At 63.9% G+C, this 21,428-nt stretch carries 24 protein-coding genes; 9 read left to right on the forward strand and 15 right to left on the reverse strand.

Annotation, left to right across the window (positions count from 1 at the left end):
- Positions 1 to 45 precede the first annotated feature (45 nt).
- Complete coding sequence (locus VSR82_RS30650) at positions 46 to 690, reverse strand: helix-turn-helix transcriptional regulator (protein ID WP_429455668.1); 645 nt, start codon at positions 688 to 690, stop codon at positions 46 to 48.
- Positions 691 to 925: 235 nt separating this feature from the next.
- Between VSR82_RS30650 and VSR82_RS30655 the strand changes: the two genes are divergently transcribed.
- The 3 genes from VSR82_RS30655 (at position 926) to infA (ending at position 2,340) form a co-directional block, all read left to right on the forward strand.
- Positions 926 to 1,144, forward strand: coding sequence for a hypothetical protein (locus tag VSR82_RS30655; protein WP_368581922.1), 219 nt, complete (start codon positions 926 to 928; stop codon positions 1,142 to 1,144).
- Positions 1,145 to 1,644: 500 nt separating this feature from the next.
- Positions 1,645 to 1,926, forward strand: coding sequence for a hypothetical protein (locus VSR82_RS30660; RefSeq protein WP_429455669.1), 282 nt, complete (start codon positions 1,645 to 1,647; stop codon positions 1,924 to 1,926).
- Positions 1,927 to 2,061: 135 nt separating this feature from the next.
- Entirely contained in the window at positions 2,062 to 2,340 is a 279-nt protein-coding gene (gene infA, locus VSR82_RS30665) for a translation initiation factor IF-1 (RefSeq protein ID WP_008924062.1), read from the forward strand.
- Positions 2,341 to 2,546: 206 nt separating this feature from the next.
- Here the strand turns inward: infA and VSR82_RS30670 are convergent, their stop codons facing one another.
- Positions 2,547 to 3,290: a GntR family transcriptional regulator gene (locus tag VSR82_RS30670; protein ID WP_429455670.1), complete on the reverse strand. Its 744-nt coding sequence runs from the start codon at positions 3,288 to 3,290 to the stop codon at positions 2,547 to 2,549.
- A gap of 204 nt (positions 3,291 to 3,494) precedes the next feature.
- Here VSR82_RS30670 and VSR82_RS30675 point away from each other — a divergent pair, with 204 nt between their 5' ends.
- The 3 genes from VSR82_RS30675 to VSR82_RS30685 all read left to right on the forward strand — a co-directional run bounded on the left by VSR82_RS30675 (position 3,495) and on the right by VSR82_RS30685 (position 6,740).
- Positions 3,495 to 4,736, forward strand: coding sequence for a cyanate transporter (locus tag VSR82_RS30675; protein ID WP_368581919.1), 1,242 nt, complete (start codon positions 3,495 to 3,497; stop codon positions 4,734 to 4,736).
- Positions 4,737 to 5,005: 269 nt separating this feature from the next.
- Positions 5,006 to 5,581, forward strand: a complete 576-nt coding sequence (locus VSR82_RS30680) for an ANTAR domain-containing response regulator (RefSeq protein WP_368581918.1) — start codon at positions 5,006 to 5,008, stop codon at positions 5,579 to 5,581.
- Between the two features lie 7 nt (positions 5,582 to 5,588).
- Positions 5,589 to 6,740 (forward strand): CmpA/NrtA family ABC transporter substrate-binding protein, encoded by a 1,152-nt coding sequence (locus VSR82_RS30685; protein ID WP_368581917.1) that lies wholly within the window; start codon positions 5,589 to 5,591, stop codon positions 6,738 to 6,740.
- An 88-nt stretch (positions 6,741 to 6,828) separates the two neighbouring features.
- Here VSR82_RS30685 and rhaS read toward each other — a convergent pair whose 3' ends face one another.
- From rhaS to rhaM, 6 genes are all read right to left on the reverse strand, one after another.
- Complete coding sequence (gene rhaS, locus VSR82_RS30690) at positions 6,829 to 7,839, reverse strand: rhamnose ABC transporter substrate-binding protein (RefSeq protein ID WP_368581916.1); 1,011 nt, start codon at positions 7,837 to 7,839, stop codon at positions 6,829 to 6,831.
- Positions 7,840 to 7,918: 79 nt separating this feature from the next.
- A complete protein-coding gene (locus VSR82_RS30695) occupies positions 7,919 to 8,944 on the reverse strand; it encodes an ABC transporter permease (protein WP_429455672.1) in 1,026 nt (341 codons plus the stop codon).
- Positions 8,937 to 9,992 (reverse strand): ABC transporter permease, encoded by a 1,056-nt coding sequence (locus tag VSR82_RS30700; protein WP_429455673.1) that lies wholly within the window; start codon positions 9,990 to 9,992, stop codon positions 8,937 to 8,939. The genes VSR82_RS30695 and VSR82_RS30700 overlap by 8 nt, the downstream gene beginning before the upstream one ends.
- Entirely contained in the window at positions 9,989 to 11,518 is a 1,530-nt protein-coding gene (locus VSR82_RS30705; protein ID WP_429455674.1) for a sugar ABC transporter ATP-binding protein, read from the reverse strand. Before VSR82_RS30705 ends, VSR82_RS30700 begins: the two co-directional genes overlap by 4 nt.
- A 48-nt stretch (positions 11,519 to 11,566) precedes the next feature.
- Positions 11,567 to 12,460 (reverse strand): amidohydrolase family protein, encoded by an 894-nt coding sequence (locus VSR82_RS30710; protein WP_429455675.1) that lies wholly within the window; start codon positions 12,458 to 12,460, stop codon positions 11,567 to 11,569.
- Positions 12,461 to 12,468: 8 nt separating this feature from the next.
- Positions 12,469 to 12,786 (reverse strand): L-rhamnose mutarotase, encoded by a 318-nt coding sequence (gene rhaM, locus VSR82_RS30715; RefSeq protein WP_176106219.1) that lies wholly within the window; start codon positions 12,784 to 12,786, stop codon positions 12,469 to 12,471.
- A 122-nt stretch (positions 12,787 to 12,908) separates the two neighbouring features.
- On the opposite strand from rhaM, the gene VSR82_RS30720 reads away from it, so the two are divergent.
- Positions 12,909 to 13,904, forward strand: a complete 996-nt coding sequence (locus VSR82_RS30720; RefSeq protein WP_429455676.1) for a LysR family transcriptional regulator — start codon at positions 12,909 to 12,911, stop codon at positions 13,902 to 13,904.
- A gap of 19 nt (positions 13,905 to 13,923) precedes the next feature.
- On the opposite strand, the gene lra1 is transcribed toward VSR82_RS30720, so the two are convergent.
- The 5 genes from lra1 to VSR82_RS30745 all read right to left on the reverse strand — a co-directional run bounded on the left by lra1 (position 13,924) and on the right by VSR82_RS30745 (position 17,931).
- Positions 13,924 to 14,706 carry an L-rhamnose 1-dehydrogenase Lra1 gene (lra1, locus tag VSR82_RS30725; RefSeq protein ID WP_429455677.1) on the reverse strand — a complete coding sequence of 261 codons (783 nt, stop codon included), beginning with the start codon at positions 14,704 to 14,706 and terminating at the stop codon, positions 13,924 to 13,926.
- Between the two features lie 57 nt (positions 14,707 to 14,763).
- Positions 14,764 to 15,942 carry an L-rhamnonate dehydratase gene (rhmD, locus tag VSR82_RS30730; protein ID WP_429455678.1) on the reverse strand — a complete coding sequence of 393 codons (1,179 nt, stop codon included), beginning with the start codon at positions 15,940 to 15,942 and terminating at the stop codon, positions 14,764 to 14,766.
- Positions 15,943 to 16,022: 80 nt separating this feature from the next.
- A complete protein-coding gene (locus tag VSR82_RS30735; protein ID WP_429455679.1) occupies positions 16,023 to 16,775 on the reverse strand; it encodes an SDR family NAD(P)-dependent oxidoreductase in 753 nt (250 codons plus the stop codon).
- A 162-nt stretch (positions 16,776 to 16,937) separates the two neighbouring features.
- Complete coding sequence (locus VSR82_RS30740) at positions 16,938 to 17,171, reverse strand: hypothetical protein (RefSeq protein WP_018434370.1); 234 nt, start codon at positions 17,169 to 17,171, stop codon at positions 16,938 to 16,940.
- A 145-nt stretch (positions 17,172 to 17,316) separates the two neighbouring features.
- Complete coding sequence (locus VSR82_RS30745; protein ID WP_410848307.1) at positions 17,317 to 17,931, reverse strand: copper-binding protein; 615 nt, start codon at positions 17,929 to 17,931, stop codon at positions 17,317 to 17,319.
- Positions 17,932 to 18,717: 786 nt separating this feature from the next.
- Here VSR82_RS30745 and VSR82_RS30750 point away from each other — a divergent pair.
- Entirely contained in the window at positions 18,718 to 18,996 is a 279-nt protein-coding gene (locus VSR82_RS30750) for a hypothetical protein (protein ID WP_410848498.1), read from the forward strand.
- Positions 18,997 to 19,124: 128 nt separating this feature from the next.
- Here VSR82_RS30750 and VSR82_RS30755 read toward each other — a convergent pair whose 3' ends face one another.
- Positions 19,125 to 19,433, reverse strand: coding sequence for a hypothetical protein (locus VSR82_RS30755; protein WP_368581905.1), 309 nt, complete (start codon positions 19,431 to 19,433; stop codon positions 19,125 to 19,127).
- A gap of 789 nt (positions 19,434 to 20,222) precedes the next feature.
- Here VSR82_RS30755 and VSR82_RS30760 point away from each other — a divergent pair.
- A complete protein-coding gene (locus tag VSR82_RS30760; RefSeq protein ID WP_368581904.1) occupies positions 20,223 to 20,561 on the forward strand; it encodes an H-NS histone family protein in 339 nt (112 codons plus the stop codon).
- Here VSR82_RS30760 and VSR82_RS30765 read toward each other — a convergent pair.
- On the reverse strand, positions 20,558 to 21,196 hold the full coding sequence (locus VSR82_RS30765) for an arsenate reductase/protein-tyrosine-phosphatase family protein (protein ID WP_368581903.1): 639 nt from the start codon (positions 21,194 to 21,196) through the stop codon (positions 20,558 to 20,560). The genes VSR82_RS30760 and VSR82_RS30765 overlap by 4 nt on opposite strands.
- Positions 21,197 to 21,428: the final 232 nt, after the last annotated feature.

Here is a 21,428-nt window from a genome sequence, read left to right on the forward strand (position 1 = left end):
ATTTTGGGCGTCATCGAAGCATTTTCAAGCACGGCGCGCCTGAGCTCAGCCGCCCTCTTTCATCTGCTTCAGGATCTTGTAGACGGTCGCGCGACCCATCGTTAGCACCGCAGCGACGTAGTTCGCCGAACTGCGGCCGCGAAACGCGCCCTGCGCGTGCAGCGCTTCGACGATTTCACGCTTGTGCTCGCGCGTCAGCGCATTGATGCCGATCTGCCGGTCGCGCAACCACGTGTGCAGATACGTGTTGATGCGGTCCTGCCAGTCGTCGCGGAACAGATCGTCGCCGGGCGCGTCCGTCATCGTGCCGCCCTTGATGAACAGATCGAGCGTCGAGCGCACATCCTCGAACACCGCGATATTGAAGTTCACGCACAGGATGCCGGCGGGCCGGCCATCGTCGTCGAGCAGGATGTTGCTCACGCAGCGCATGCGGCGGCCGTCCCAGTTCAGTTTCTCGTAGGGACCGATGGTCTGGCCGCGCGCCGCGAAGTGCGCGTCGTCGAGCACCGACGGCGCGCCCACCTCGAGCCGCGACAGATTGTTCGCCAGATACGCGATGGTCTGATCGCGCAGATCGTGAATTACCACTTCGGCGCACGGATAGAGCAGCGCGGCGATGCCGTCGGCGATCGGCGCGTAGCGCTTCAACAGCAGGTCTTTGACAGGAGACACGTTCGGGTTGCGCATGGAAAAAACGCGAGGTTCGAGGGAGGCGGCGCGCGATCGCGGATGCCAGTTGCCAGATGCCAGCAGCAGGCTTCGGCGCGCATGCTCGGTCCGCCATTCAGGAAGCCGCCATTGTAGCGGCCTCGCGCGGGCGCCGCGAATCGACGCCAGACGGCAATTTTGTCGATCTCGCGAGCGCATTTTTTTCGTGCGATAAACACTGATCCACCGACATCCAACCGTCCGGAGCCAACCGATGGCCACACTCGAAGCGCTTCGCGCCGTGCTCGACGACACGCGTACGCCTGAGATCATTCGTAATCACATCATCGATTCGCTGCAGTACGCACTGCGCAACTATGGTCAGGTCTTCACGGCGAAGGAAGTCGAATGGCTGGCCAGCTGGAACGATGCGCGCTTGCCGCTGGCAGCCGCGCGCGAATTGCAGAAGCGCGTCGCCGAGACGTCGCGCTGACGCCCGCGAAGCCCCGTCAGGCGGGCGGTCCGGCCGTGTGCTGAAGTTTGCACTATCCAATCAGGCCTATTTCAGGCATCATATTGCAATAGTTGCACCTCGCACCCATATAGCACTGGCAGCACCAGGCAGTCTCAACCCGGCATCGCCGCACCACCCCCGACAGTTCGACCGCCCCTTATCGGCGATCCCGTCACTCCGGCAATGCGACGTCCGCATTCGCCGCCGCGAGAAGTACACCGAGCGGTTCAGCATCATGCGCCCGGCGCACGAATCGGCGCGCCGCTTCAGCGTTTTCGGTCGAATCCGCGTTTTCGCGCGACCGCTCGAGCCATTGTCATTGAGCCCGCCGGGTCTAGCAGGCCTGTGCCAACCATTTTCATCGCGGCGCGCCCATTGGTGCTGCGCCGCCGGTCCGCGTCACGACGCCTCGAGGAGACGTTGCCGCAAGCAGCGCCCCGCACGCGGCGCGCGGACCACGCAATACAGGACACGTTTTCATGAATTCAGCAGTCAGGACCTACAAGGGTTACGAAATTCACCCGCTCGTCTATCCGCGCCGCGCGGCGGGCGCGCAAGCGATCCGCAATCCTGGCGCCGGTTACGACGCGTCGGTGCGGATCTGCCGCGTCGGCGCCAATCCGGCGGCCGACGGCCGGGTGTTCCGTCTGCAGTATCTGTTTCCGTTCGACGGCATGGGCAAGGCGCGCATCGCGTGCATGGCGCATGCGGAACGGCTGATCGACGGCCAGGTGAGCGGTCAGTCGGTCACCGATCTTTGAGCGGCGTCATCGGCGCGTCACTCATGTCGCGCAGCGTGCTTGCGGGCGCCGCTGCTTTTCCAACGAATCCACAGTCGCGCCGCTCGCAATGCCCGCGGCCGATTTCCCCTTTATCCCATCGACCAGGAGTGATGCATGGCGAAAGAAGAACTGATTGAACTTGACGGTATCGTCGACGAAGTGCTTCCCGATAGCCGCTATCGCGTGACGCTCGACAACGGCGTCGTGGTCGGCGCTTATGCGTCCGGACGCATGCGCAAGAACCATATCCGTATTCTCGCGGGCGATCGCGTGACGCTCGAAATGTCGGTCTACGACCTGACCAAGGGACGGATCAATTTCCGCCACAAGGACGAACGCCCGAGCGGCGGCGGCGCGCCACGGCCGGCGTCGCAGGGTGCGCGGCGTAGATAAGCAGTGGTGACGGCGCCGCCCAGCGTACCTGCGATGCCATGCAGGTGACGCGGGCAGCCCGCCCGAGCATCAAGAGTCAGCGCGAGGCCCTACAGACTCGCGTTATACCTTCCGACTCCGCGTCCTGCCTGAACGAACGCGCGGCGTCTTGACTGAAATCTGGCGGCGCGCCGCTTCGGCGACCACGCACGTCGCAGCGCGTCTCGCTACACTCCGAACACCGCCCCCAAATCCTCCCCATCCGCGCTTTTGCGCACCTGCTCGACCACCCGCTCCTCCAGCTCGGACAGATGCTCGCGCATCGCCGTCAACGCGGTTTGCAGGTCGCCGGCATCGAGCGCGTCGATGATCCGCGCGTGCTCATCGGCGGAACAGCTCGAACCTTTCGACGGGTCGAACAGCGCCTTGTACAGCTCCGTCTTCGCGACCAGTTGCCCGACCAGTCCAAGCAACTCGGTGCCGCCCGCCAGCTCCGTCAGCAGTACGTGAAACTGGCCGGCCAGGCGCACGGATTCATCGATGGCGCCCGCGCGCAGCGCCTTTTCCTCGCTACGCACATGCGCGCGCAAGCGCCGCTTATGCGCGCCGCTCAGCGCCCCGCACAGCGATGCGACGATGCCCGCCTCGACGATCTGCCGCGCCCGATACACCTGACGAATGTCCTCCTCCGACGGCGACGGCACGAACGCGCCGCGATTCGCTTCGAGCACGAGCTTGCCTTCGAAGCCTAGCCGCGCCAGCACTTTGCGCAGCGCGCCGCGCGTGCAGCCGAACGCGGCCGCGAGATCGCGCTCGACCAGTTGCGCACCGGGCCGCAAACGCCCCTGCAGCAGGGCCGAGGTAATCGACGCGTAAATGCGCTCTTCGACGCTCGGCGAGGCGTCGCCGCTCGCGGGGGGTTCGGTCGGAGCGGATTCTGCGGAGGAAGAACGCGAGGAACGCGTAGCCATGATTTCAGTGACCGTAGACGGTGGAAAACAAGAACGGAACAACGCCGCAGCATTCTAGCGATGCCCCGCGCACGACGCCAATCTGCCGGGCTACGCCGCTGCTTATACCGGTCATTCGGGAAAATGGTTAACCATTTTAAGTTACTATGGTTGACCAAAACGCAGACTGCAACGTTTTCCCGCAGTCCGGCTCTCAGGCTCGCCATGAATTCGCCCACCAGCGCTACTCCTCACAGTACCTCCGCAAGCCGCGCCCGCTCCGCGCTCACATGGCACGACCTCGCGTGGCTCGGCGCGATCGTCGTGATCGGCATCAATTTGCGTCCGCTGCTGACCTCGATCAGCCCGTTGATGACCACGATTCGCGGCGCAACCGGCCTGAGCTTCTACGGCGCGTCATTGCTGACCAGCCTGCCGGTCGTCGCGATGGGCGTCGGCGCATTCGGCGCAGCGGCGTTGACGCGCAGCGTCGGCGAAACGCGCGGAGTCGCGCTCGGCCTCGCCGCGATCGCGCTTGCGTGCGCCGCGCGCTGGATTGCGTCGAGCGGCTTCACGCTGCTTTCTACGGCCCTGCTCGCAGGCGCTGGCGTGGCCGCGATTCAGGCGTTGCTGCCCGCCGTCATCAAGCAGCGTTTCCACGCCCGCGTGCCGCTCGCGATGGGCGTGTTCTCCGCGTCGATCATGGGCGGAGGCGGCCTCGGCGCGAGTCTGGGTCCGTGGGTCAGCCGCGCAATGCAGACGTGGCACGCGGGGCTCGCGGTGTGGGCGCTGCCGGCCTGTGGCGCGCTCGCGTGCTGGTGGCTGTTGACGCGGCGGCATGCGCTGGCCCCCGCCACGCTGCGCACCTCTGCCGTGCCCGCGTCGGCGTTCTCGCCGTGGACCACGCGGCGCGCGTGGACGCTCGGCCTGTACTTCGGCATCGTCAATGGCGGTTATACGAGTCTGGTCGCGTGGCTGCCGGCGTTCTATCAGCAGCGCGGCACGGGCGTCGCAGCGAGCGGCTCGCTGCTCGCTGCGATGACGGTCTTCCAGGCCACGTCGGCATTGCTGCTGCCGCTGGCCGCCGCGTCGTTCCGCGATCGCCGCCCGTGGCTGATGCTCGGGCTATCGGCACAACTGGCCGGCGTGCTCGGCCTGATCGCACTGCCCGACGCCGCGCCGCTGCTGTGGGTCGGTATCGCGGGCGCGGGGCTCGGCGGCGTGTTTTCGCTGACGCTCGTGACCGCGATGGATCATTCGAGCGATCATCGCGTGGCCGGCCAGCTGGTCGCGTTCACGCAGGGCGTCGGCTTCATCGTCGCGGCCGTCACGCCGCTCGTGGCCGGGATCGTGCGCGGCTGGAGCGGCGGGTTCGCCGCCGCGTGGATCATGCTCGCCGGCTGCATCGCCGCAATGATGGCGGTGACCTTGCTGTTTTCGCCACGCAGTTATTCGCGCTGGCTTTGAGGCTTCGAGCCTTCGACCGCTTTGTATGCGATGCGCCGCTTCGGTGCATCGGGCGTCCGCTGTCCTGCGTGCCCCGTGCCGGTGCAGCGCGATCGAGATAGCCGCACATCTCGTTCGCGGACGATTCGCGGCGATCGTCACAAAAATCCCGATTTGCCCGCGCCATTTGCGCGCGCGCACGCTGCTCACACACGTCGCCAATCCCCATCGCGCGATGACTGGCATATCCATTGCTTTACCGGTAGTCAGATGTCCCTTCCCCTGACTCCATGCTGCGCGTTCTTCTTGTCACCGACACCGACAAACCCATCGGCGATCTGCGCGACGCGCTCGCCTGTCTCGGCTGCGAAATGCTCGCCGGCACCGCGACGCCGCAGGCGCTGCATCGCGCGGTGCAGGACGAGCGGCCCGACGTGATCATCATCGATACGGAGTCGCCGTCGCGCGATACGCTCGAACAGCTCGCCGTGATGCACGCGACCGCGCCGCGCCCCGTGCTGATGTTCAGCCACGACGCGAACCAGCAACTGATCCGCGAAGCGGTCAACGCGGGCGTCACCGCGTACCTGGTCGAAGGCCTCGCGACCGAGCGGCTCGCGCCGATCCTCGAAGTCGCGCTCGCGCGTTTCGCGCAGGAGTCGCAATTGCGCGAACGGCTCGCGCAGGCCGAAAACGAACTGGCTGAGCGCAAGCTGATCGATCGCGCGAAACGCCTGCTGATGGATCAGCAGAAACTCACCGAACCGGCCGCCTACGCGAGTCTGCGCAAACGCGCGATGAACCAGGGCGTCAAACTCGCCGAGGTCGCGCGCGAGGTCGTCGCGTCGGCCGCCTCGCTCAAATGATGCGCTCATGAATCCAGCCACTTCCGTCACCGCGGCGGCCTTTGCAGAGCCGCCTGAAAAGACCCACCTGCGGCTCGGCTTCGTCGCGTTGTCCGACGCGGCCCCGCTGATCGCCGCGAAGCTGCTCGAGTTCGGCCATGCGCATGGACTCACGCTCGAACTGTGCCGCCAGCCGTCGTGGGCCGCCGTGCGCGACAAACTGCTGTCGGGCGATCTCGATGCCGCGCACGCGCTTTACGGGCTCGTGTATGGCGTGCAGCTCGGCCTCGGCGGACCGCGCACCGACATGGCCGTGCTGATGGTGCTGAACCGCAACGGCCAGGCGATCACGCTGTCGAACCGGCTCGCCGATGCGCTCGCGAAGCACGGGACTTTGCGTGAGGCGCTCGCGACGCTCGGCCGCAAGCCGGTGTTCGCGCACACCTTCCCGACCGGCACGCACGCGATGTGGCTGTACTACTGGCTCGCGGCGCAAGGGGTCGATCCGTTGCGCGACATCGACAGCGTCGCGATTCCGCCGCCGCAGATGGTCGCGGCGCTCGCCGAAGACCGGCTCGACGGCCTGTGTGTCGGCGAGCCGTGGAATGCGATGGCCGAGGCGCATGGCGTCGGCACAACGATCGCTTATACGAGCGAGGTGTGGCCCGAGCATCCGGAGAAAGTGCTCGCCTGCCGCCGCGATTTCGTCGACGCGCATCCGCGCACGACACGCGCGCTCGTGCAGACCGTGCTCGAAGCGTGCCGCTGGCTCGACGGCGCCGGGCACCGCGACGAAATTGCGCGCTGGCTCGCGCGGTCCGATTACATCGGTATCGACGAATCGCTGATCGCAGCGCGGCTTGGCGACCGGGTCGACACGGCGTACCCGCGCCGCCTGCCGATGCGCTTCTTCGACGACGGCGCGGTCAACTATCCGCATCCAATCGAAGGTGCGTGGTTCCTTACGCAGTTCGAGCGCTGGGGGATCATCGACGCACGCAACGATCACGAAGCGATCGCCGCGCGCATCAACCAGACGCAGCTGTATCGCGAGGCCGCCGCGCGGGTGAACGTGCGGGTGCCTGGCGAGGATGTGACACGGGTATTGATCGATGGTGAGGTGTGGGGAAGCGGATCATCGCCCGCCGCGTATGGACAGCGTTTCGCGATCCGCCGCTGAGCAGACCGCACGCGAACGCTCGTACTGATGCGCTAACTGCCCACGCGCCGCCGACGGCGGTCGAGTGGACAGTCGGCGCCGCCGAAGCTCAGAAGTTGTACTTGTCGATATTGCTCGCATCGAACGTGGTTGGCGGCCCGAGAATGATCTCGCCTTGCGCGCCGATCGTGCGCTTGCCTAGCTTGCCCGCGTCGAACGATTCGCCCTCCTTACCCGAAATCTTGCCCGACGCGAGCGACGCCGCCGCGTACGCGGCCAGATAGCCGAGCTCGCTCGGGTCCCACAACTGGAACGCGGTCACGGTGCCGTTCTTCACGAACGCGCGCATCTGGTTCGGCGTGCCGAGGCCCGTCACCGCCACCTTGCCCTTGCTCGACGACGACGAGATGTAGCGCGCCGCCGCCGCGATACCGACCGTCGTCGGCGCGACGATCGCCTTCAGGTTCGGATAGGCCTGCAGCAGGCCCTGGGTTTCGACGAAGGACTTCTGATCGTCGTCGTTGCCGTACGCGATCTTGACGAGCTTGATCTTCGAGTACTCCGGTTTCTTCAATTCCTCCTGCATCCACTTGATCCACGTGTTCTGGTTGGTCGCGTTCGGCGTCGCGGACAGGATCGCGAACTCGCCCTCGCCGCCCATCAGCTTCGCGACCAGTTGCACCTGGCCGCGGCCGATGCCCTCAGCGTTCGCCTGATTGACGAACAGCTGGCGGCCTTCGGGCGCGGTATCGGAGTCGAACGTGACGACCTTGATGCCCTGGCCCATCGCTTTCTTCAGGTACGGCACGACCGCGTTCGCATCGTTCGCGGCAATCACGATCGCGTCCTGGCGCTGCGTGATCAGCGTGTTGATATACGACACCTGCGACGATGCTCCGGCATCCGACGGCCCCACCGCCTTGCCCACGCCGCCGAACTCCTTGATCGCGGAGAGGCCGCCGTCGTCGGCGATCACTTCATAAGGGTTGTTGATCTGCTTCGGCACGAACGCGATCTTCAGGCCGCTTTTCAGGTCCGCGGCGAATGCGCCGCCGCAGCTGATCGCGAGCAGCGCGGCGCATAGCGCAGCCATGCCGGTGTGACGTAGAGGTTTGAACATGAAGTGTCTCCTGCGTTGTTGTTGGACAGAGAGGGGGCCGGGTTATCGGTCCTTGGGAGCTTCGTAAGAACGGTGACGATCAGGATGAAGAAGACGCCGCTGCGGACTTCGCGATGAAACGCCGGTCGCGCGCCGCACGCCAGCGCGCGACGAGGTTCGGAATCAGCACCGACGCGAGCAGCAGCACGCCGGTCACGATGGTCAGCGTTTCGCTCGATACGTCGTCGAGCGTCAACGCGTTTTTCAGCACGCCGATGATCAGCAGCGACAGCAGCACGCCGACCATCGAGCCGCGTCCGCCGAAAATGCTGACGCCGCCGAACAGCACCGCCGCGATCACCGATAGCTCGAAGCCCTCGCCGTTATCGCCGCGCGCACTGGTGAAGCGCAGCGTATAAGCGATGCCCGCGAGCGCGCTGACGAGACCCGACATCACGAACAGGCGCAAGCGGATCTTCGCGACTTCGATGCCAGAGAACGCGGCGGCGGTCGGATTCGCGCCGATCGCGTAGAGGCTGCGGCCGAACGCGGTGGCTTGCAGCAGCACGGTGAACAGCACGGCCGCGACGATCACGATCACGAACGGCAACGGGACGAAGGTGGGCCCAAGCGTGTTCATGCCGAACGCCGTATACGCGGCCGGAAAATCCGCGACCGCCTGATCGCCGAGCAGCACATACGCGAGACCGCGAAACAGCGCGAGCGTACCGATCGTAACCGCGAGCGACGGCAGGTTCAGCTTGACGATCACGAGGCCGTTCAGCAGACCGGCCAACGCGCCGGCGATCAGAACCAGCACGATCACGACCGGCATCGGCAGACCCATGTGCCACAGCACGCCCATCAGCGCGCTCGATGCGCCCAGCACCGACGCGACCGACAGATCGATTTCGGCCGCGACGATGATCAGCGTCATCGGCAGCGCCATCAGCGCGATCTCGGTCAGATCGGCGAACACGTTGCTCAGGTTCGCGCCGGTCAGAAACACCGGCGACAACCAGCGCCCCAACCCCAGCGACACGATCAGCACGATCACCAGCAACACTTCCCATTGCAGCGGCGTTTCGCGTTTGCGCGTCAGCAGCGCGGAATCGGGTTTAGCCATGATCGCGTTTCCTCATCATGCGTTTGGCGACGGAGCGGGCCAGCAGCGTATCGGCGGCGATCGCGGCGACGATCAGCGCGCCCTGGATCGCCTGCTCCCAGAACGGCGACACGTGCAGCACGACCAGCGCGATGCTGATCACGCCGAGCACGAGCGCACCGAGCGTCGCGCCGAGGATCGTGCCGACGCCGCCCGTAATCGCGACGCTGCCGACCACCGCCGCCGCGACGACCTGCAACTCGATGCCCTTCGCGGTGCTCGCATCGACGGTGCCGAAGCGCGCGAGCCACAACGCGCCCGCGAAGCCCGCGATCGCGCCGGACAACAGGAAGCCCGACATCACGCGACGCTCGACGTTGACGCCCGCGAGCCGCGCGGCCTCCGGATTTGAGCCGATCGCATAGTGCTCTCGACCGGCGCGAAACTGCTTCAGATATACCGACAGCCCGGCAAGCACGACGATCGCGATCAGCGCGAGCGTCGGGATACCGAGCAGCGTGCCGGTCGCGAGCCGCGAGTACGCGTCGGGCAGACTGGTCGCGTTGATCTGGCCGCCGTGCACCCATGCGTAATCGGCGCCGCGAAAGATGTACAGCGTCGACAGCGTCGCGACCAGCGAAGGCACGCGCCCCACCGCGACCAGCAGCGCGTTGATGCCGCCCGCGACGAGCCCGATCGCGAGTCCCGCGGCCAGCGCGACGAGCACCGGCATATGCGGGAACGCAACATACAAACTCCCCACCGCATACGCGCTGACACCCACCGTCGAGCCGACCGACAGATCGACATGCCGCATCAGGATCACGACGGTCATGCCCGCCGTCAGCAGACTGATGATCGACACGTTCAGCAGCACGTCGCGCAGATTCTGCATGTTCAGGAACTGCGGCTTCGCAAGCCCGGTCCCCGCGATCAGCAGGATCAGCACGACGAACAACGTGGTTTCGCGGCTCTTTGCGATGCTCGCGACAAGACCGCCCGACGAAGCGGCCGAACGTTTCGGCAGCGATTGCTGGACCGGCGCGGGATGGGTCGAATGGCGCATCATGCTGCACGTCCCAATGGTGAGAGTCCCTGACCGAGCGCGGCGCCCATGATGCGCTCCTCGTTCGCGTCGGCGCGCGCGACCTCCGCGCTGATGCGGCCTTCGTGCATCACGAGGACCCGATCGGCCATGCCGAGCACCTCGGGCAGCTCGCTCGAAATCATCAGCACGGCCATGCCGTCGCGTACGAGTTCGGCGAGCGCGCTATACACCTCGGCCTTGGCGCCGACGTCGATGCCGCGTGTCGGTTCGTCGATGATCAGCACTTTCGGGCCGGTCGCGAGCCATTTGCCGAGCACGACCTTCTGCTGGTTGCCGCCCGACAGCGTGCCGACCGGCGCATTGGGGTCGCCGGCTTTCAGGCGCAGCCGCGTGCCCCACTTGTTCGCGAGCTGCGTTTCGCTGCGCGTCGAAATGAGGCCATGCCGCACGAGCCGGCCGAGCACTGTCATCGACGCATTGCGCGCGATGCTCAGTTCCAGCGCCAAGCCTTGCTGGCGACGATCCTCCGGCACCAGCGCGAGCCCGGCGCGCACCGCGGCCGCGGGCTTGCCGGTGTCGAGCCGCTTGCCGGACAGCCACACTTCGCCCGCATCGAGCGGATCGATACCAAAGATCGCGCGCGCGACCTCACTGCGCCCCGCGCCGACCAGACCCGCGAGCGCGACGATCTCGCCCGCGCGCACATCGAACGAGACGTCCTTGAACACGCCGATGCGCGTCAAGCCGCGCACCGACAGACGCACTTCACCAGGCGTGCAATCGGCCTTCGGATAGAACGTTTCCAGATCGCGGCCGACCATCTTTGCGACGATCGCGTCGGTGTTCAGATCGGCGGTCAGTGCATCGAACACCTTCGCGCCGTCGCGCATGATCGTCACGCGCTGCGTCAGTGTGAACACTTCGTCGAGCCGGTGTGTGATGAACAGAATCGCGACGTCGCGTTCGCGCAGCTTGCGCACGATCGCGAACAGCCGCTCGACTTCGGGCAGCGACAACGCGGCCGTCGGTTCATCCATGATCAGCACGCTCGCGTTCAGCGACAACGCCTTGGCGATTTCGATCACCTGCTGATCCGCGATCGACAGACCGCGCACCGGTTGATCCGCGCGCAGTTCGACGCCGAGCGAGGCAAGCAGTCCGTCCACTTCGCGATGCATCGCGTCGTACTGGATGCGGCCGAAGCGGTCGACCGGCTGGCGGCCCATGAAGATGTTCTCCGCGATCGACAGATCGAAGAACAGCGTCGGCTCCTGATAGATGACCGCGAGTCCGGCGTCGCGCGCTTCGGCGGGTGTCGCGAAGCGGCGCGCCTCGCCGTTCACCAGCAATTCGCCGGCATCGGGCTGATGCACGCCGGCGAGAATTTTCACGACTGTCGATTTGCCCGCGCCGTTCTCACCGAGCAGCGCATGCACCTCGCCGGGCCACAGCACGAGGTCGCCGTCGGACAGCGCGCGCACCCGCCCGAAGGATTTGCTCGCGTGCCGCAATTCGAGTCGCGGCACCACGGATGGGGATGGCTGCACTGCGTGTCTCCTTTTTTGCGGCTGTGTTCTGCTCGACGCGGCGGCGCGTCAAATCCGGTAATACCGTTCCGCGTTACGCCGAAACAGCGCGTCTTTCTCAGCCTCGCTCGCATCGGCGACGATTGCCGCATACGCGCGCCACAAATCCGTATACGAACCGAACAGCCGGTCGACCGGAAAGTTCGACGCGAACATCGCGCGTTCGACGCCGAACGTATCGATCGTTTCGAGCACATACGGGCGCAGGCTTTCGACGGTCCAGTGATGATCGAACATCGCGAGCCCGCTGATCTTCACCGCGATGTTCGGACAGGCCGCGAGCACGCGCATGCCGTCGCGCCACGCGCGATAACCGGCCACGCTATTGCGATCGACGAACATGCCCGCATGATTGACGATCAATAGCGTGTCCGCATGCGCACGCGCTAGCGCGGCCGCCTGTTCCATCTGCGACGGATAAATTTGCAGGTCGAACGACAGGTCGAACCGGCGCAGCAATGCGAAATGCTCGCGCCACTGCGGCTCGCGCATATAGTGACGGCCGACGTAATCGAACAGCTTGTTGTCGTGCACGTTGAGGATCTGCCGGATGCCGCGCGTATTGGCGAACGACGCATGCGCTTCGAGCAACGCCGGTGCGTTCTGCGCGGACAGGTCCACGGCGGCGACGATCGCATTCGGCATGCCGCGCGACGCGCCGCGATCCGCGATCGATTGCAACCAGCGCGTTTCTTCGACGGGATCGGCCGGATCGTGATTCGCTTCGACGTGCACGAGCTTCAGCACGTCGATGTCGCCCGCTTCGCCGAGCAGATCGTCGAGCAAATAGTCATGCTTCAGCTCCCGCGCATCGCCGACGAACGACACGCCCGGGTTCTCCAGCCATGGATAGCGATGCGTTTTCAGATCCCACAGATGGATATGCGAATCGACAACCTGCATGCGGCACCTCAATGACTGAGATGAAAGACCGGTTCGAGCGTCTGCGACAGCGGCGTGTGATCGGGCGCGGTCTGCATGATGTCGGCCATGTAATCCCACCATTTGCGCATCACGTCGAGTTGCGGCAACTGATCCATCGTGTGATCGCTCGTGCGCGACAGCACCGCGAAAAGATGATGCGTGTCGGGGTCGAAGAAAATCCGGTAGTCGCGCACGCCGGCGTTGTGCAATGCGTCAACGAGCTCGGGCCAGATCTCCGTATGACGCCGTTCGTACTCTTCGCGCATGCCGGGGTTCAGCACCATTCGGAAAGCGATCGTCTCCATTGCGGCCTGTCTCCTGTCGACTTCTTCGAACGACTATAATTCCTGCATCGATAGCCTCTCAATCCGTTGTTGGGATTGGGCGATCCACAAACCGAATCGCACGGGCACCTCTACTGGCAACCATGAGCCAACATTCAGCCGCCGTCGCACTCGTCAACCGTCTGAAGTTCAAGCATCTCGCCCTGCTCGTCGCGCTCGACGACACCCGCAACCTGCACCAGGCCGCCGAGGCCGTCAACGTTGCGCAACCGAGCGCGAGCCGCATGCTCGGCGATATCGAGGAAGCGTTCGGCTTTCTGCTGTTCGAACGCAACGCCCGCGGCATGACGCCGACGCCGCTCGGCGTCGTCACGCTCGCTTACGCGCGCCGCGCGCTTGCCGAACTCACACGCTTCGCCGAAGACCTCGACGTCAAACGCCGTGGCGGCCACGGCCAACTGACCGTCGGCGCGATCATGGGCGCCGCGCCCGATCTGCTGGCAATGTCGGTCGCCACGCTGAAGACCGAAAGCCCGCTGCTCAACGTGCGCATCCTCGGAGAAACGAGCGACCAGGTCGTGCAATTGCTGCATCGCCGCGAGGTCGATCTCGCGCTGGGGCGCCTGACCAATCCCTTGCAGCACAACGACTTCAGTTTCGAGCCGCTCGCACGTGAAACGCTGCTGCTCGTCGTGCGCGCCGTGCATCCGCTCGCGTTGCGCCCGCGCATCACGTTGCGCGAACTGGTCGCGTGGCCGTGGGTGGCGCAGCCGATCACGAGTCCGGCGCGCGTGCTGTTCGAGGAAGAACTCGCGCGCGCGGGGCTCGCCACGCCGGTCAATCTGACCGAATGCGCGTCGATCTTCGCGACGCTGCAATTGCTCGAAAACTACGATGCGGTCGCGATGCTGCCGGAGTCGGTCGTGCGCGATCATGTGCGCGGCGGGCTGCTCGTCGCGCTGCCGCTGGAAATCGGCAAGAGTCTCGCGGGTTTCGGCATTCTGACGCGCAAGGAAGAGCCGCTCGCCGAGCCGGCGCTGCGCTTGATCGAGCTGCTGCGCGGCTTCTCGCGCAACCTTGCGCGCGACAATCCTGCCATCGCACCTGGCGCGCTGACTACGCCCGCCACGGTCAATTGACGCCCGCATTTCGCGTCGCTTATTGCAGGTTCACGAACAGGCCGCCGTCGACGAGCAGCGCGGCGCCCGTCACATAGCGCGCGCGGTCCGACGCGAGAAACACGACGCAATCGGCGACGTCGTCGGGATGCCCGAGGCGGCCGAGCGGAATGCGCTTCTCGAAGTAGGCCTTCTTCGCTTCATCGGCGAGATCTTCCGCGTTCAGATCGGTTGCGATCGTGCCCGGCATCACCGAGTTGCAGCGGATGCCGTACGGCCCCAACGCAATCGCGCACGACTGCATCAGCGAATGCACGCCGGCCTTGGTCGGCGTGTAATGCGTCTGCATGCCGCCGCCCACCAGCGCGCTGATTGAACTCGTCGCGACGATCGCGCCGCCGGTGCCCTGCTTTTTCATTTGCTGCGCGGCCGCTTGCGTGACGAAGAACGCGCCGTTCAGATTGACCGCAACCGTCGATTCGAGCACGTCGGCCGGCATGTCGAGAAACGCGTGGAACGGACAGATGCCGGCATTGCTCGCGAGCACGTCGACCTTGCCGAACGCGTCGACCGTACGGCGCACCAGCTCCTGACCGGTATCGCGCGCGGCGACGTTGCCTTCCACCGCGATCACGCGCCGCCCCAACGCCTGGATTTCGCCGACCACTTCCTCGACCGCCGAGCGGCGGCCATACGATGCGTCGTTGTCACCCCAGTAGTTGATCGCCACGTCCGCGCCTTGGCGGGCGCAGGCCACCGCGATCGCGCGTCCGATGCCGCGCGAGCCGCCGGTGACGATCACGACTTTGTCCTTGAGCAGCACCTTAGTCTCCTTTGCCAGGGTTCGCCGTTCGGCACGCGTTCAAAGCGTTCAAATCGTTCAATGCTGGTAAGGCCGCACCAGCGCGCATTCCGGATTGAGCCGCACGCCGAAGCCCGGCGTGTCCGGCACCTTCATGCGCCCGTTCACCGGCACCGGCTCGTCGAGCAGCAGCGGGTTGAACATCGGCACGACTTCGTCGGCTTTCGGCGCCATCATCAGAAACTCGGAGAACGGCGAGTTATGGCGCGTGACGACGAAGTGATAGCTGTACACCGACGAACCGTGCGGCACCACCATCACATTGTGCGCATCGGCGAGCGCGGAAATCTTGATCAGCTCGGTGATGCCGCCGCACCAGCCGACGTCGGGCTGGATCAAATCGCAGCACTGCATCTCCAGCAGCATCCGGAAGCCCCAGCGCGTCGCCTCGTGCTCGCCTGTCGACACCATCATGCCGCGTGGCACGTTGCGGCGCAGTTCGGCGTAACCCCAGTAATCGTCGGGAGGAAGACATTCTTCGAGCCATTTGAGGCCGTATTCGTGCGCGCCTTGCGCGAGCCGCGTCGCATAGCGCACGTCGAGACTCATCCAGCAGTCGTACATCAGCCAGAAGTCGTCGCCGACACGCGAACGCATGTGGGCGAGCTTCTCGAGGTTCTGCCTGAGTCCGTCTTCGCCTTCCGCGGGACCGTGCTGCAAAGGCAGCTTGCCGCCGATGAAGCCCATCTCCTTCGCGAGATCGGGCCGCGCGCCAGTCGCATAGAACACCAGCTCGTCGCGCACCGGGCCGCCCAATAGTTGATATACGGGCTCCTTGCGAACCTTCGCGAGCAGATCCCACAGCGCGAGATCGACGCCGGAAATCGTATTGAGGACGACGCCCTTGCGCCCGTAGTACAGCGTCGCGAAGTACATCTGATCCCACATCTTCTCGATGTCGGTCACGAGCTGCCCTTCGAGAAAACGCGCGAGATGCTTTTCGACGATGAACGCGCCGATCTCGCCGCCGGTCGTCACCGCGAAGCCCACGGTACCGTCGCTCGCCTCGATCTCGACGACCAGCGTGCCGAGCACATTGATGCCGAATGACTGGCGGCTCTGGCGGTACTCGGGATAACGCGCCATCGGCGTCGCGATGTGATCGTCGATCCAGTGCCCGCCGGCCTGGTCGTGATAGTCCGCGCCGCCGCCGCGAACGATGAAGGCACGCACGTGCCGGATGGTAGGCATGGCCATGAAAGGGCTCCGTGAGAGAGAGGCGTCGAAGCGGCTCGACAACGCGCGTTCGACGCGTGAGCAATGCTCGAGCAGCGCGATTAATAAGTGGCGCGGCCGCCGGAAAGATCGAACACCGAGCCGGTGCTGAACGCGCAGTCTTCGGAAGACAGCCACAGGATCAGCGACGCCGCTTCTTCCGGCAGCAGGAAACGGTTCATCGGGATCTTCGACAGCATGTAGTCGATGTGCTGCTGCGACATGGAATCGAAGATCTCGGTCTTGGCCGCGGCCGGCGTGACCGCATTGACGAGGATGTTTCTGGTTGCGAGTTCCTTGCCGAGCGACTTGGTGAGCCCGATCAAGCCCGCCTTCGACGCGCTGTAGTGCGAAGCATTCGGATTGCCTTCCTTGCCCGCCACCGACGCGATATTGACGATGCGGCCATAGCCCTGCTTCAGCATCTGCGGCACGACCGCGCGGCAGGTCAGGTACGGGCCGATCAGATTCACGTCGATCACGCGGCGCCACGTGTCCGGCTCGAGCTCCCACGTCGTGCCGTTGCCGCCGGTGATGCCCGCGCAGTTGATCAGCACGTCGATCGAGCGGTGCTCGGCGAGCGTTTGCGCGGTGGCCTGCTGGACCGCGGCTTCGTCGGTCAGCTCGACCGTGACGGCGCTGACCTTGCCGAGCTCGCTCAGCTCGCGCTGGCTGCGCGCGAGGCGTTCGCTATCGACGTCCCACAACGCCACCGACGCGCCCGACTTCAACGCCCGCTGCGCGACCGCGTAGCCGATACCGCGCGCGCCGCCGGTGATGACGACCGCGCGCCCCTCCAGATCGATCCGATTCATTGCTGTGCTCCTGTGGGCCGCCGTGTGGCGTGCCGTCGAGTTGTTGTATATCGCTGCAGTCAATATACGGGCGGTGCGATGCACCAACAATTCGACTATCGAAGTGGGCGATAGCAAAAGTGAATCGGCGGCGGGATCGAGCGCTAATGGGAAGCGAAGATGCTAGTCATCGGCAGCGACGAAAAGCATCGACACATACAGAATGGTCGACACGACGATGATGCCGACGCCGACCAGCACCTTGGTCCGGTCGAAGTTGATGCCGCCGATGATCGCTATGCCGATGCCGAACACCGACGACAACGTGCCGACCGCCGCGAGGCCCACGTGGATCTTGCTGCGGACCAGCCTTTTGCGCTCCGATTCGGCAGTGGTTTCCGTTTCGCTCTGTTCCATTCCCCGCTCCTTCGCGCGCGACGCGATGATCTTGTGAAACCTGAGCTGCGATGGCCGGCGCGCGACGGCGAACCCCCGGTTGCGGTTCGACGCCGCACGCCTCGATACGCTTCAGCGTAGTTTATTTAAGCCTTCCCGAGCGCCGTTATTTGACGTCCGCGCCATTGCGCGACACCGCCGCCGCGATGGCCGACACGAACACCGCGCGCACCGAATCGCCAACCTTCAGTTTTTCGAGCGGAATGTCCGGCGCCACGTCGAGCGTTTCGGTGCGCGACGGCCCGCGCAGCGTGATCGTGCGCTTCTTGCGATCGATCTTGCGCACCGTCGCCACGACTTCGACGCGGCGCGCCGATGCAACCACACCGTTGGCCGCGGGCTGCGTGACTTCGGTATCGATGCGCTGGCGAATTCCGCTCGGCGCGAGTTTGTCGACGCCGACGAGCAGCGCGTTTTTGTACGCAATCGTCACGATGTCGCCGATATGCAGCTTGCTGACGTCGGCGGCTTGCGGATTCACGTCGAAGGTTTCGTCGCCGCCGTGTGGGCCGCGCAGCGTCACGCTGTTCGTCGCAGGATCGATCGCGACGACGCGCGCCTGAACGTGCAGCAGCGCGGCAGCGCCGATTGCCCGCTGTTCCGGCGCGGACGCCGCGTTGTCCTGCGCGAACGCCGAACCCGCCGGCGCGACCAAAACCGCGAACGCAACCGTGATCGCCTTCACTCGCATGAGCCTGGAGCCCGTTGTATTGCAAGCCATGAAATGCTCCTTTTGATTGCGTCGTTGTTACGGCAAATGTTTTGTCGCAGATCGCGTACTATGCGCAGCAGCGGCAACTGCGGTCGCTTCGAATAAAAAGGAAAACGGACTATTAATCGCTTTTAGCAGACGGGTACGCATTTTTGAAACCGGTAACGGTTCTTTTCTGATGCGCCGATTTGTCTCGCAGAACTGATCGTGAAGAGCGCGTGGCAGCGGGTGAGTGCGCGCAAGGAGCGGCGCGGCTTTGCGCACGCGTTCCCGGAGCGTCAGCGGAGGGGTTGAGAGCTAGCCATAACATATACCTCGCAAGGAGATGGACTACCGGGTGACCCAATGTAAGCGGGTCCGGAAATTGCCGTACGTTATGACTATTTCAAACTGTCTCGGGGATGCTAGCAAACGGGTAAAGGAATGGCAAGACAAAGGATCGCGCATCGCTATTGCGGATTAATCTGGCTTGCTGTGTCAAAACTTTTATGACGAGTGGCGATTCATTTGCGATAAAAATATGATGCTCGTCGTTTCGACTGTGGACGAATTAGCAATCAGCGAACGACTCAGCATAAACCCTTAATGGATGATACTGACGCTATTGCGCATCACTTCGCGACGAATACAAAAAATTGTCGTCAATCATTGGAATACTGCCCACACGGCCGGATTGATCGAGCGAATTTTGCCATCGAGATCACAGCCATCTGGCATCGCAGGCACAGCGTTTGCTGCAGCTCGCGTCGGCGTTTAACGCACAAACATTGGAATTATCGAAAGGACACCACACACATGGTCACGACTCGCCCCTGCACCGCCGCCTGCGTCATCGACGGCCGTCTCGTCACGCTCACTTTCTATCCGGACAACGGCGTATTGCGTATTGCCGATCCGACCGGCGTCTGTCTAAGGGAAACGCGCTGGCATGGGTCCTGGCGCGCACTGCTGGAAGTGTTCCGCGGTTACTACGATCCGGCGGAAAACAACGATACGGTACGCGGCGTCGACGATATCGTCGCGCGCCTCGGCGAGCGCAGCGCTGATGTTTCGCGGGAACTGGCATTCTCGTGAAATGGCATGCGCTTGCGGTCAAGCGCATGCACCGCCGCGGCGGCGCGCGACGCCTGCCCTTTGCCTGGAAACCCAGAGTCATTCGGGCGCGCCTCGTTAGGCGCGCCCTGCTGCCGCTCACCGATCGGTCATTGACCGAAATAGGTTTTGCACTCCGTGCTGAACGAGCAGGACTGGCTGTGTCGGCCACCGGCTTGTGACTCGCCCGCCGGAACACCGCCATACGACGCGTTGCGCACGCCCTGCTCGCGCGGGTCCCAACTGCGACCGTAGGACATATCGGTCGTCGCCTGCGCCGATTCGTTCGCATTGAACTGCATCATCGCGCGACCTGACATGCCGGGGTCCGCCTGGCCGCTCAGTTCCTCCGCGGTGGCTGTTCTCGGTACCAGAAACAGGACGGCGGTCGCGGCAATCATCAATATACGTGCTCTCATTTCCGGACTCCTCGATCCGGCGCAGCAGTGTTCGTCCTCCACAAGAATTGATCCGCGAACAGCCAGCCTGCCCAATGGGGCCGAGGAACGGGTCGATGCCAATGCGCTACTGCTGCGACGGGTCACCGAACTAAACAGATGAAGAATTACCGCGCTTGCAACCGATGCCTCGACGCGTTCCTGGAGCGTCGGCGGAATCGGCGGACATAAGGCGGTTGTAAGTCTGCGTTGCGCAGCTTTTCGTCTTTCTTTTATAGGTCGCGCCCCCCGGAATTCAATCCAGGAGCTTCCAGCAGAGTGGCCGATTGTCCATACCGTTCGATAAACCGCATTCACTGACAAATTCAATGTGAACTAAGCGTGCTTTGCTCGCGCATTGCGTTATGATGTTGCTACAAAGCACAAAAAGCGAACCCGCACATCGACGAAAGTCCGGTGAAAGACGGACAGCGTGGAGTGACTCCATCCATTCGCAATCATTGCATCGAGACTCAGAGTTTTTCATAGCGAACGTCAGGCTTACCGGCCTCGTTCGCCGCGCTGCGACATGCTGAAATATTTGCTGATTGGGGCTCTCAGTTTGAGGGTCGGTTGTTCCAGCGGCCGTCTTTGTCCGAGGCCGTATTGCAAATTCGGGAGCAACGTTTTTTAACCCGGCACATGGCATTTCCGTCAATCGACAACTCCACCGCGGGGCGGCCCCACTCAGTCGGGCTCGACGCTTCGCAGCTTTTTCCCCGCAATCTGTCTTCGACAGTACGCTGCACGTTTTAGAAGGACAAATATCCTATGGACGAACGGAAGCGAGATAGCATGATTGCGTATCTCCGCCATCGCATGGAAGAGTTTGGTATCAGGCCAGAAGACCTTGCCGCGGCGCTGGCTAACGAATCATTGGCCAAAAACGCTGAGCGCTATCGCAATGCGACCGGAGACAGCTGGGATGGCAATGGCGAAATGCCGCAATGGTTGAAGCAGGCCATTAGTGCCGGCCAGAGCATTGAGCATTTTGAATTGGCCGCCAAACCGGCGCCCGCACCCCAACCGAAAGCCCAACCGAAAAAACAGGTGGACTGGTCGAATGACCCGTTCGCCGGAACGCGGCTCGCGCGCCCGAATAGTCGCTAGGTGCAGGCCGCCGCGCTCGAAGGCGCGGACACCATGGCTGCGGATTCGAAACGAACCGCCGTGCCACGCACCGGTTTTGTGCCACCGCCTGGCATATTCGCGGTATTCGCGGCATTCACCGTATTCCCCGCATTGATGGCATTCGCCGCATCGACGATATTCGCGTGATTCGCGCGATTCGAGGCAGGCTGCGCATATTGCGGCAACTCGATAAACGCGCTGACCTGACGCACGATCTGCCAGAAGGTCTTGTCGAAAAGACGGGCCTGCTCGTCAGCGGACCCGTGGCCGCCCGCGAGCGGATCGGCAATGGTCCAATAGACGAATGCCGGCGCGCCGGGAAATACCGGCGCATGCAGCCCGCCGACGAATTCGTCGAGCGCGATCACGATATCCATGCGCGGCGCCCATTCGCCGGTGAATTCCAGCCAGCTTTTAGGGCTCAGCACCGCGCGCCCCGAAATGCCGGGCTGCAATTGCGCGACCGCGAGTGGATGAAGGCGCGCGGCCGGTTCAGGGCCCGCGCTGAACGCCTCGAACCGGTGCCCCGCCAGTTCGCGAAGTAAAGCTTCTGCAATGATGCTGCGGATCGAATTATCGCGGCAGAGAAACAGCACCTTATATTTTCTGGACACGCTTACCCCGTACCGATGTTTTTTTATTTAACCTCTGGGCGGAATTGTGCCGCTCCAGTCTTGCGCCCCCGTGACACTACGGCGTTTTTTTTATTTGCGCCACGGGATTCACGCCAGCTATCTCGAGTCCGGGGCACAGAGCACAACTTTGCGAATGGGCAGTGTACCAGTGTCCTGCCCCCAGTTTCAGCACCCTTTTTCAATATTTGTCAGATCAGGCGACGCTGCCGCC

The organism is Burkholderia sp. JPY481, assembly GCF_038900515.1.
Lineage (GTDB): Bacteria > Pseudomonadota > Gammaproteobacteria > Burkholderiales > Burkholderiaceae > Paraburkholderia > Paraburkholderia youngii.

Coding starts and splice junctions, on each gene's coding strand:
- VSR82_RS30650 (WP_429455668.1), bottom strand. CDS start 690: ATGCGCAACCCGAACGTGTCTCCTGTCAAAGACCTGCTGTTGAAGCGC.
- VSR82_RS30655 (WP_368581922.1), top strand. CDS start 926: ATGGCCACACTCGAAGCGCTTCGCGCCGTGCTCGACGACACGCGTACG.
- VSR82_RS30660 (WP_429455669.1), top strand. CDS start 1,645: ATGAATTCAGCAGTCAGGACCTACAAGGGTTACGAAATTCACCCGCTC.
- infA (WP_008924062.1), top strand. CDS start 2,062: ATGGCGAAAGAAGAACTGATTGAACTTGACGGTATCGTCGACGAAGTG.
- VSR82_RS30670 (WP_429455670.1), bottom strand. CDS start 3,290: ATGGCTACGCGTTCCTCGCGTTCTTCCTCCGCAGAATCCGCTCCGACC.
- VSR82_RS30675 (WP_368581919.1), top strand. CDS start 3,495: ATGAATTCGCCCACCAGCGCTACTCCTCACAGTACCTCCGCAAGCCGC.
- VSR82_RS30680 (WP_368581918.1), top strand. CDS start 5,006: ATGCTGCGCGTTCTTCTTGTCACCGACACCGACAAACCCATCGGCGAT.
- VSR82_RS30685 (WP_368581917.1), top strand. CDS start 5,589: ATGAATCCAGCCACTTCCGTCACCGCGGCGGCCTTTGCAGAGCCGCCT.
- rhaS (WP_368581916.1), bottom strand. CDS start 7,839: ATGTTCAAACCTCTACGTCACACCGGCATGGCTGCGCTATGCGCCGCG.
- VSR82_RS30695 (WP_429455672.1), bottom strand. CDS start 8,944: ATGGCTAAACCCGATTCCGCGCTGCTGACGCGCAAACGCGAAACGCCG.
- VSR82_RS30700 (WP_429455673.1), bottom strand. CDS start 9,992: ATGATGCGCCATTCGACCCATCCCGCGCCGGTCCAGCAATCGCTGCCG.
- VSR82_RS30710 (WP_429455675.1), bottom strand. CDS start 12,460: ATGCAGGTTGTCGATTCGCATATCCATCTGTGGGATCTGAAAACGCAT.
- rhaM (WP_176106219.1), bottom strand. CDS start 12,786: ATGGAGACGATCGCTTTCCGAATGGTGCTGAACCCCGGCATGCGCGAA.
- VSR82_RS30720 (WP_429455676.1), top strand. CDS start 12,909: ATGAGCCAACATTCAGCCGCCGTCGCACTCGTCAACCGTCTGAAGTTC.
- rhmD (WP_429455678.1), bottom strand. CDS start 15,942: ATGGCCATGCCTACCATCCGGCACGTGCGTGCCTTCATCGTTCGCGGC.
- VSR82_RS30735 (WP_429455679.1), bottom strand. CDS start 16,775: ATGAATCGGATCGATCTGGAGGGGCGCGCGGTCGTCATCACCGGCGGC.
- VSR82_RS30740 (WP_018434370.1), bottom strand. CDS start 17,171: ATGGAACAGAGCGAAACGGAAACCACTGCCGAATCGGAGCGCAAAAGG.
- VSR82_RS30745 (WP_410848307.1), bottom strand. CDS start 17,931: ATGGCTTGCAATACAACGGGCTCCAGGCTCATGCGAGTGAAGGCGATC.
- VSR82_RS30750 (WP_410848498.1), top strand. CDS start 18,718: ATGGTCACGACTCGCCCCTGCACCGCCGCCTGCGTCATCGACGGCCGT.
- VSR82_RS30755 (WP_368581905.1), bottom strand. CDS start 19,433: ATGAGAGCACGTATATTGATGATTGCCGCGACCGCCGTCCTGTTTCTG.
- VSR82_RS30760 (WP_368581904.1), top strand. CDS start 20,223: ATGGACGAACGGAAGCGAGATAGCATGATTGCGTATCTCCGCCATCGC.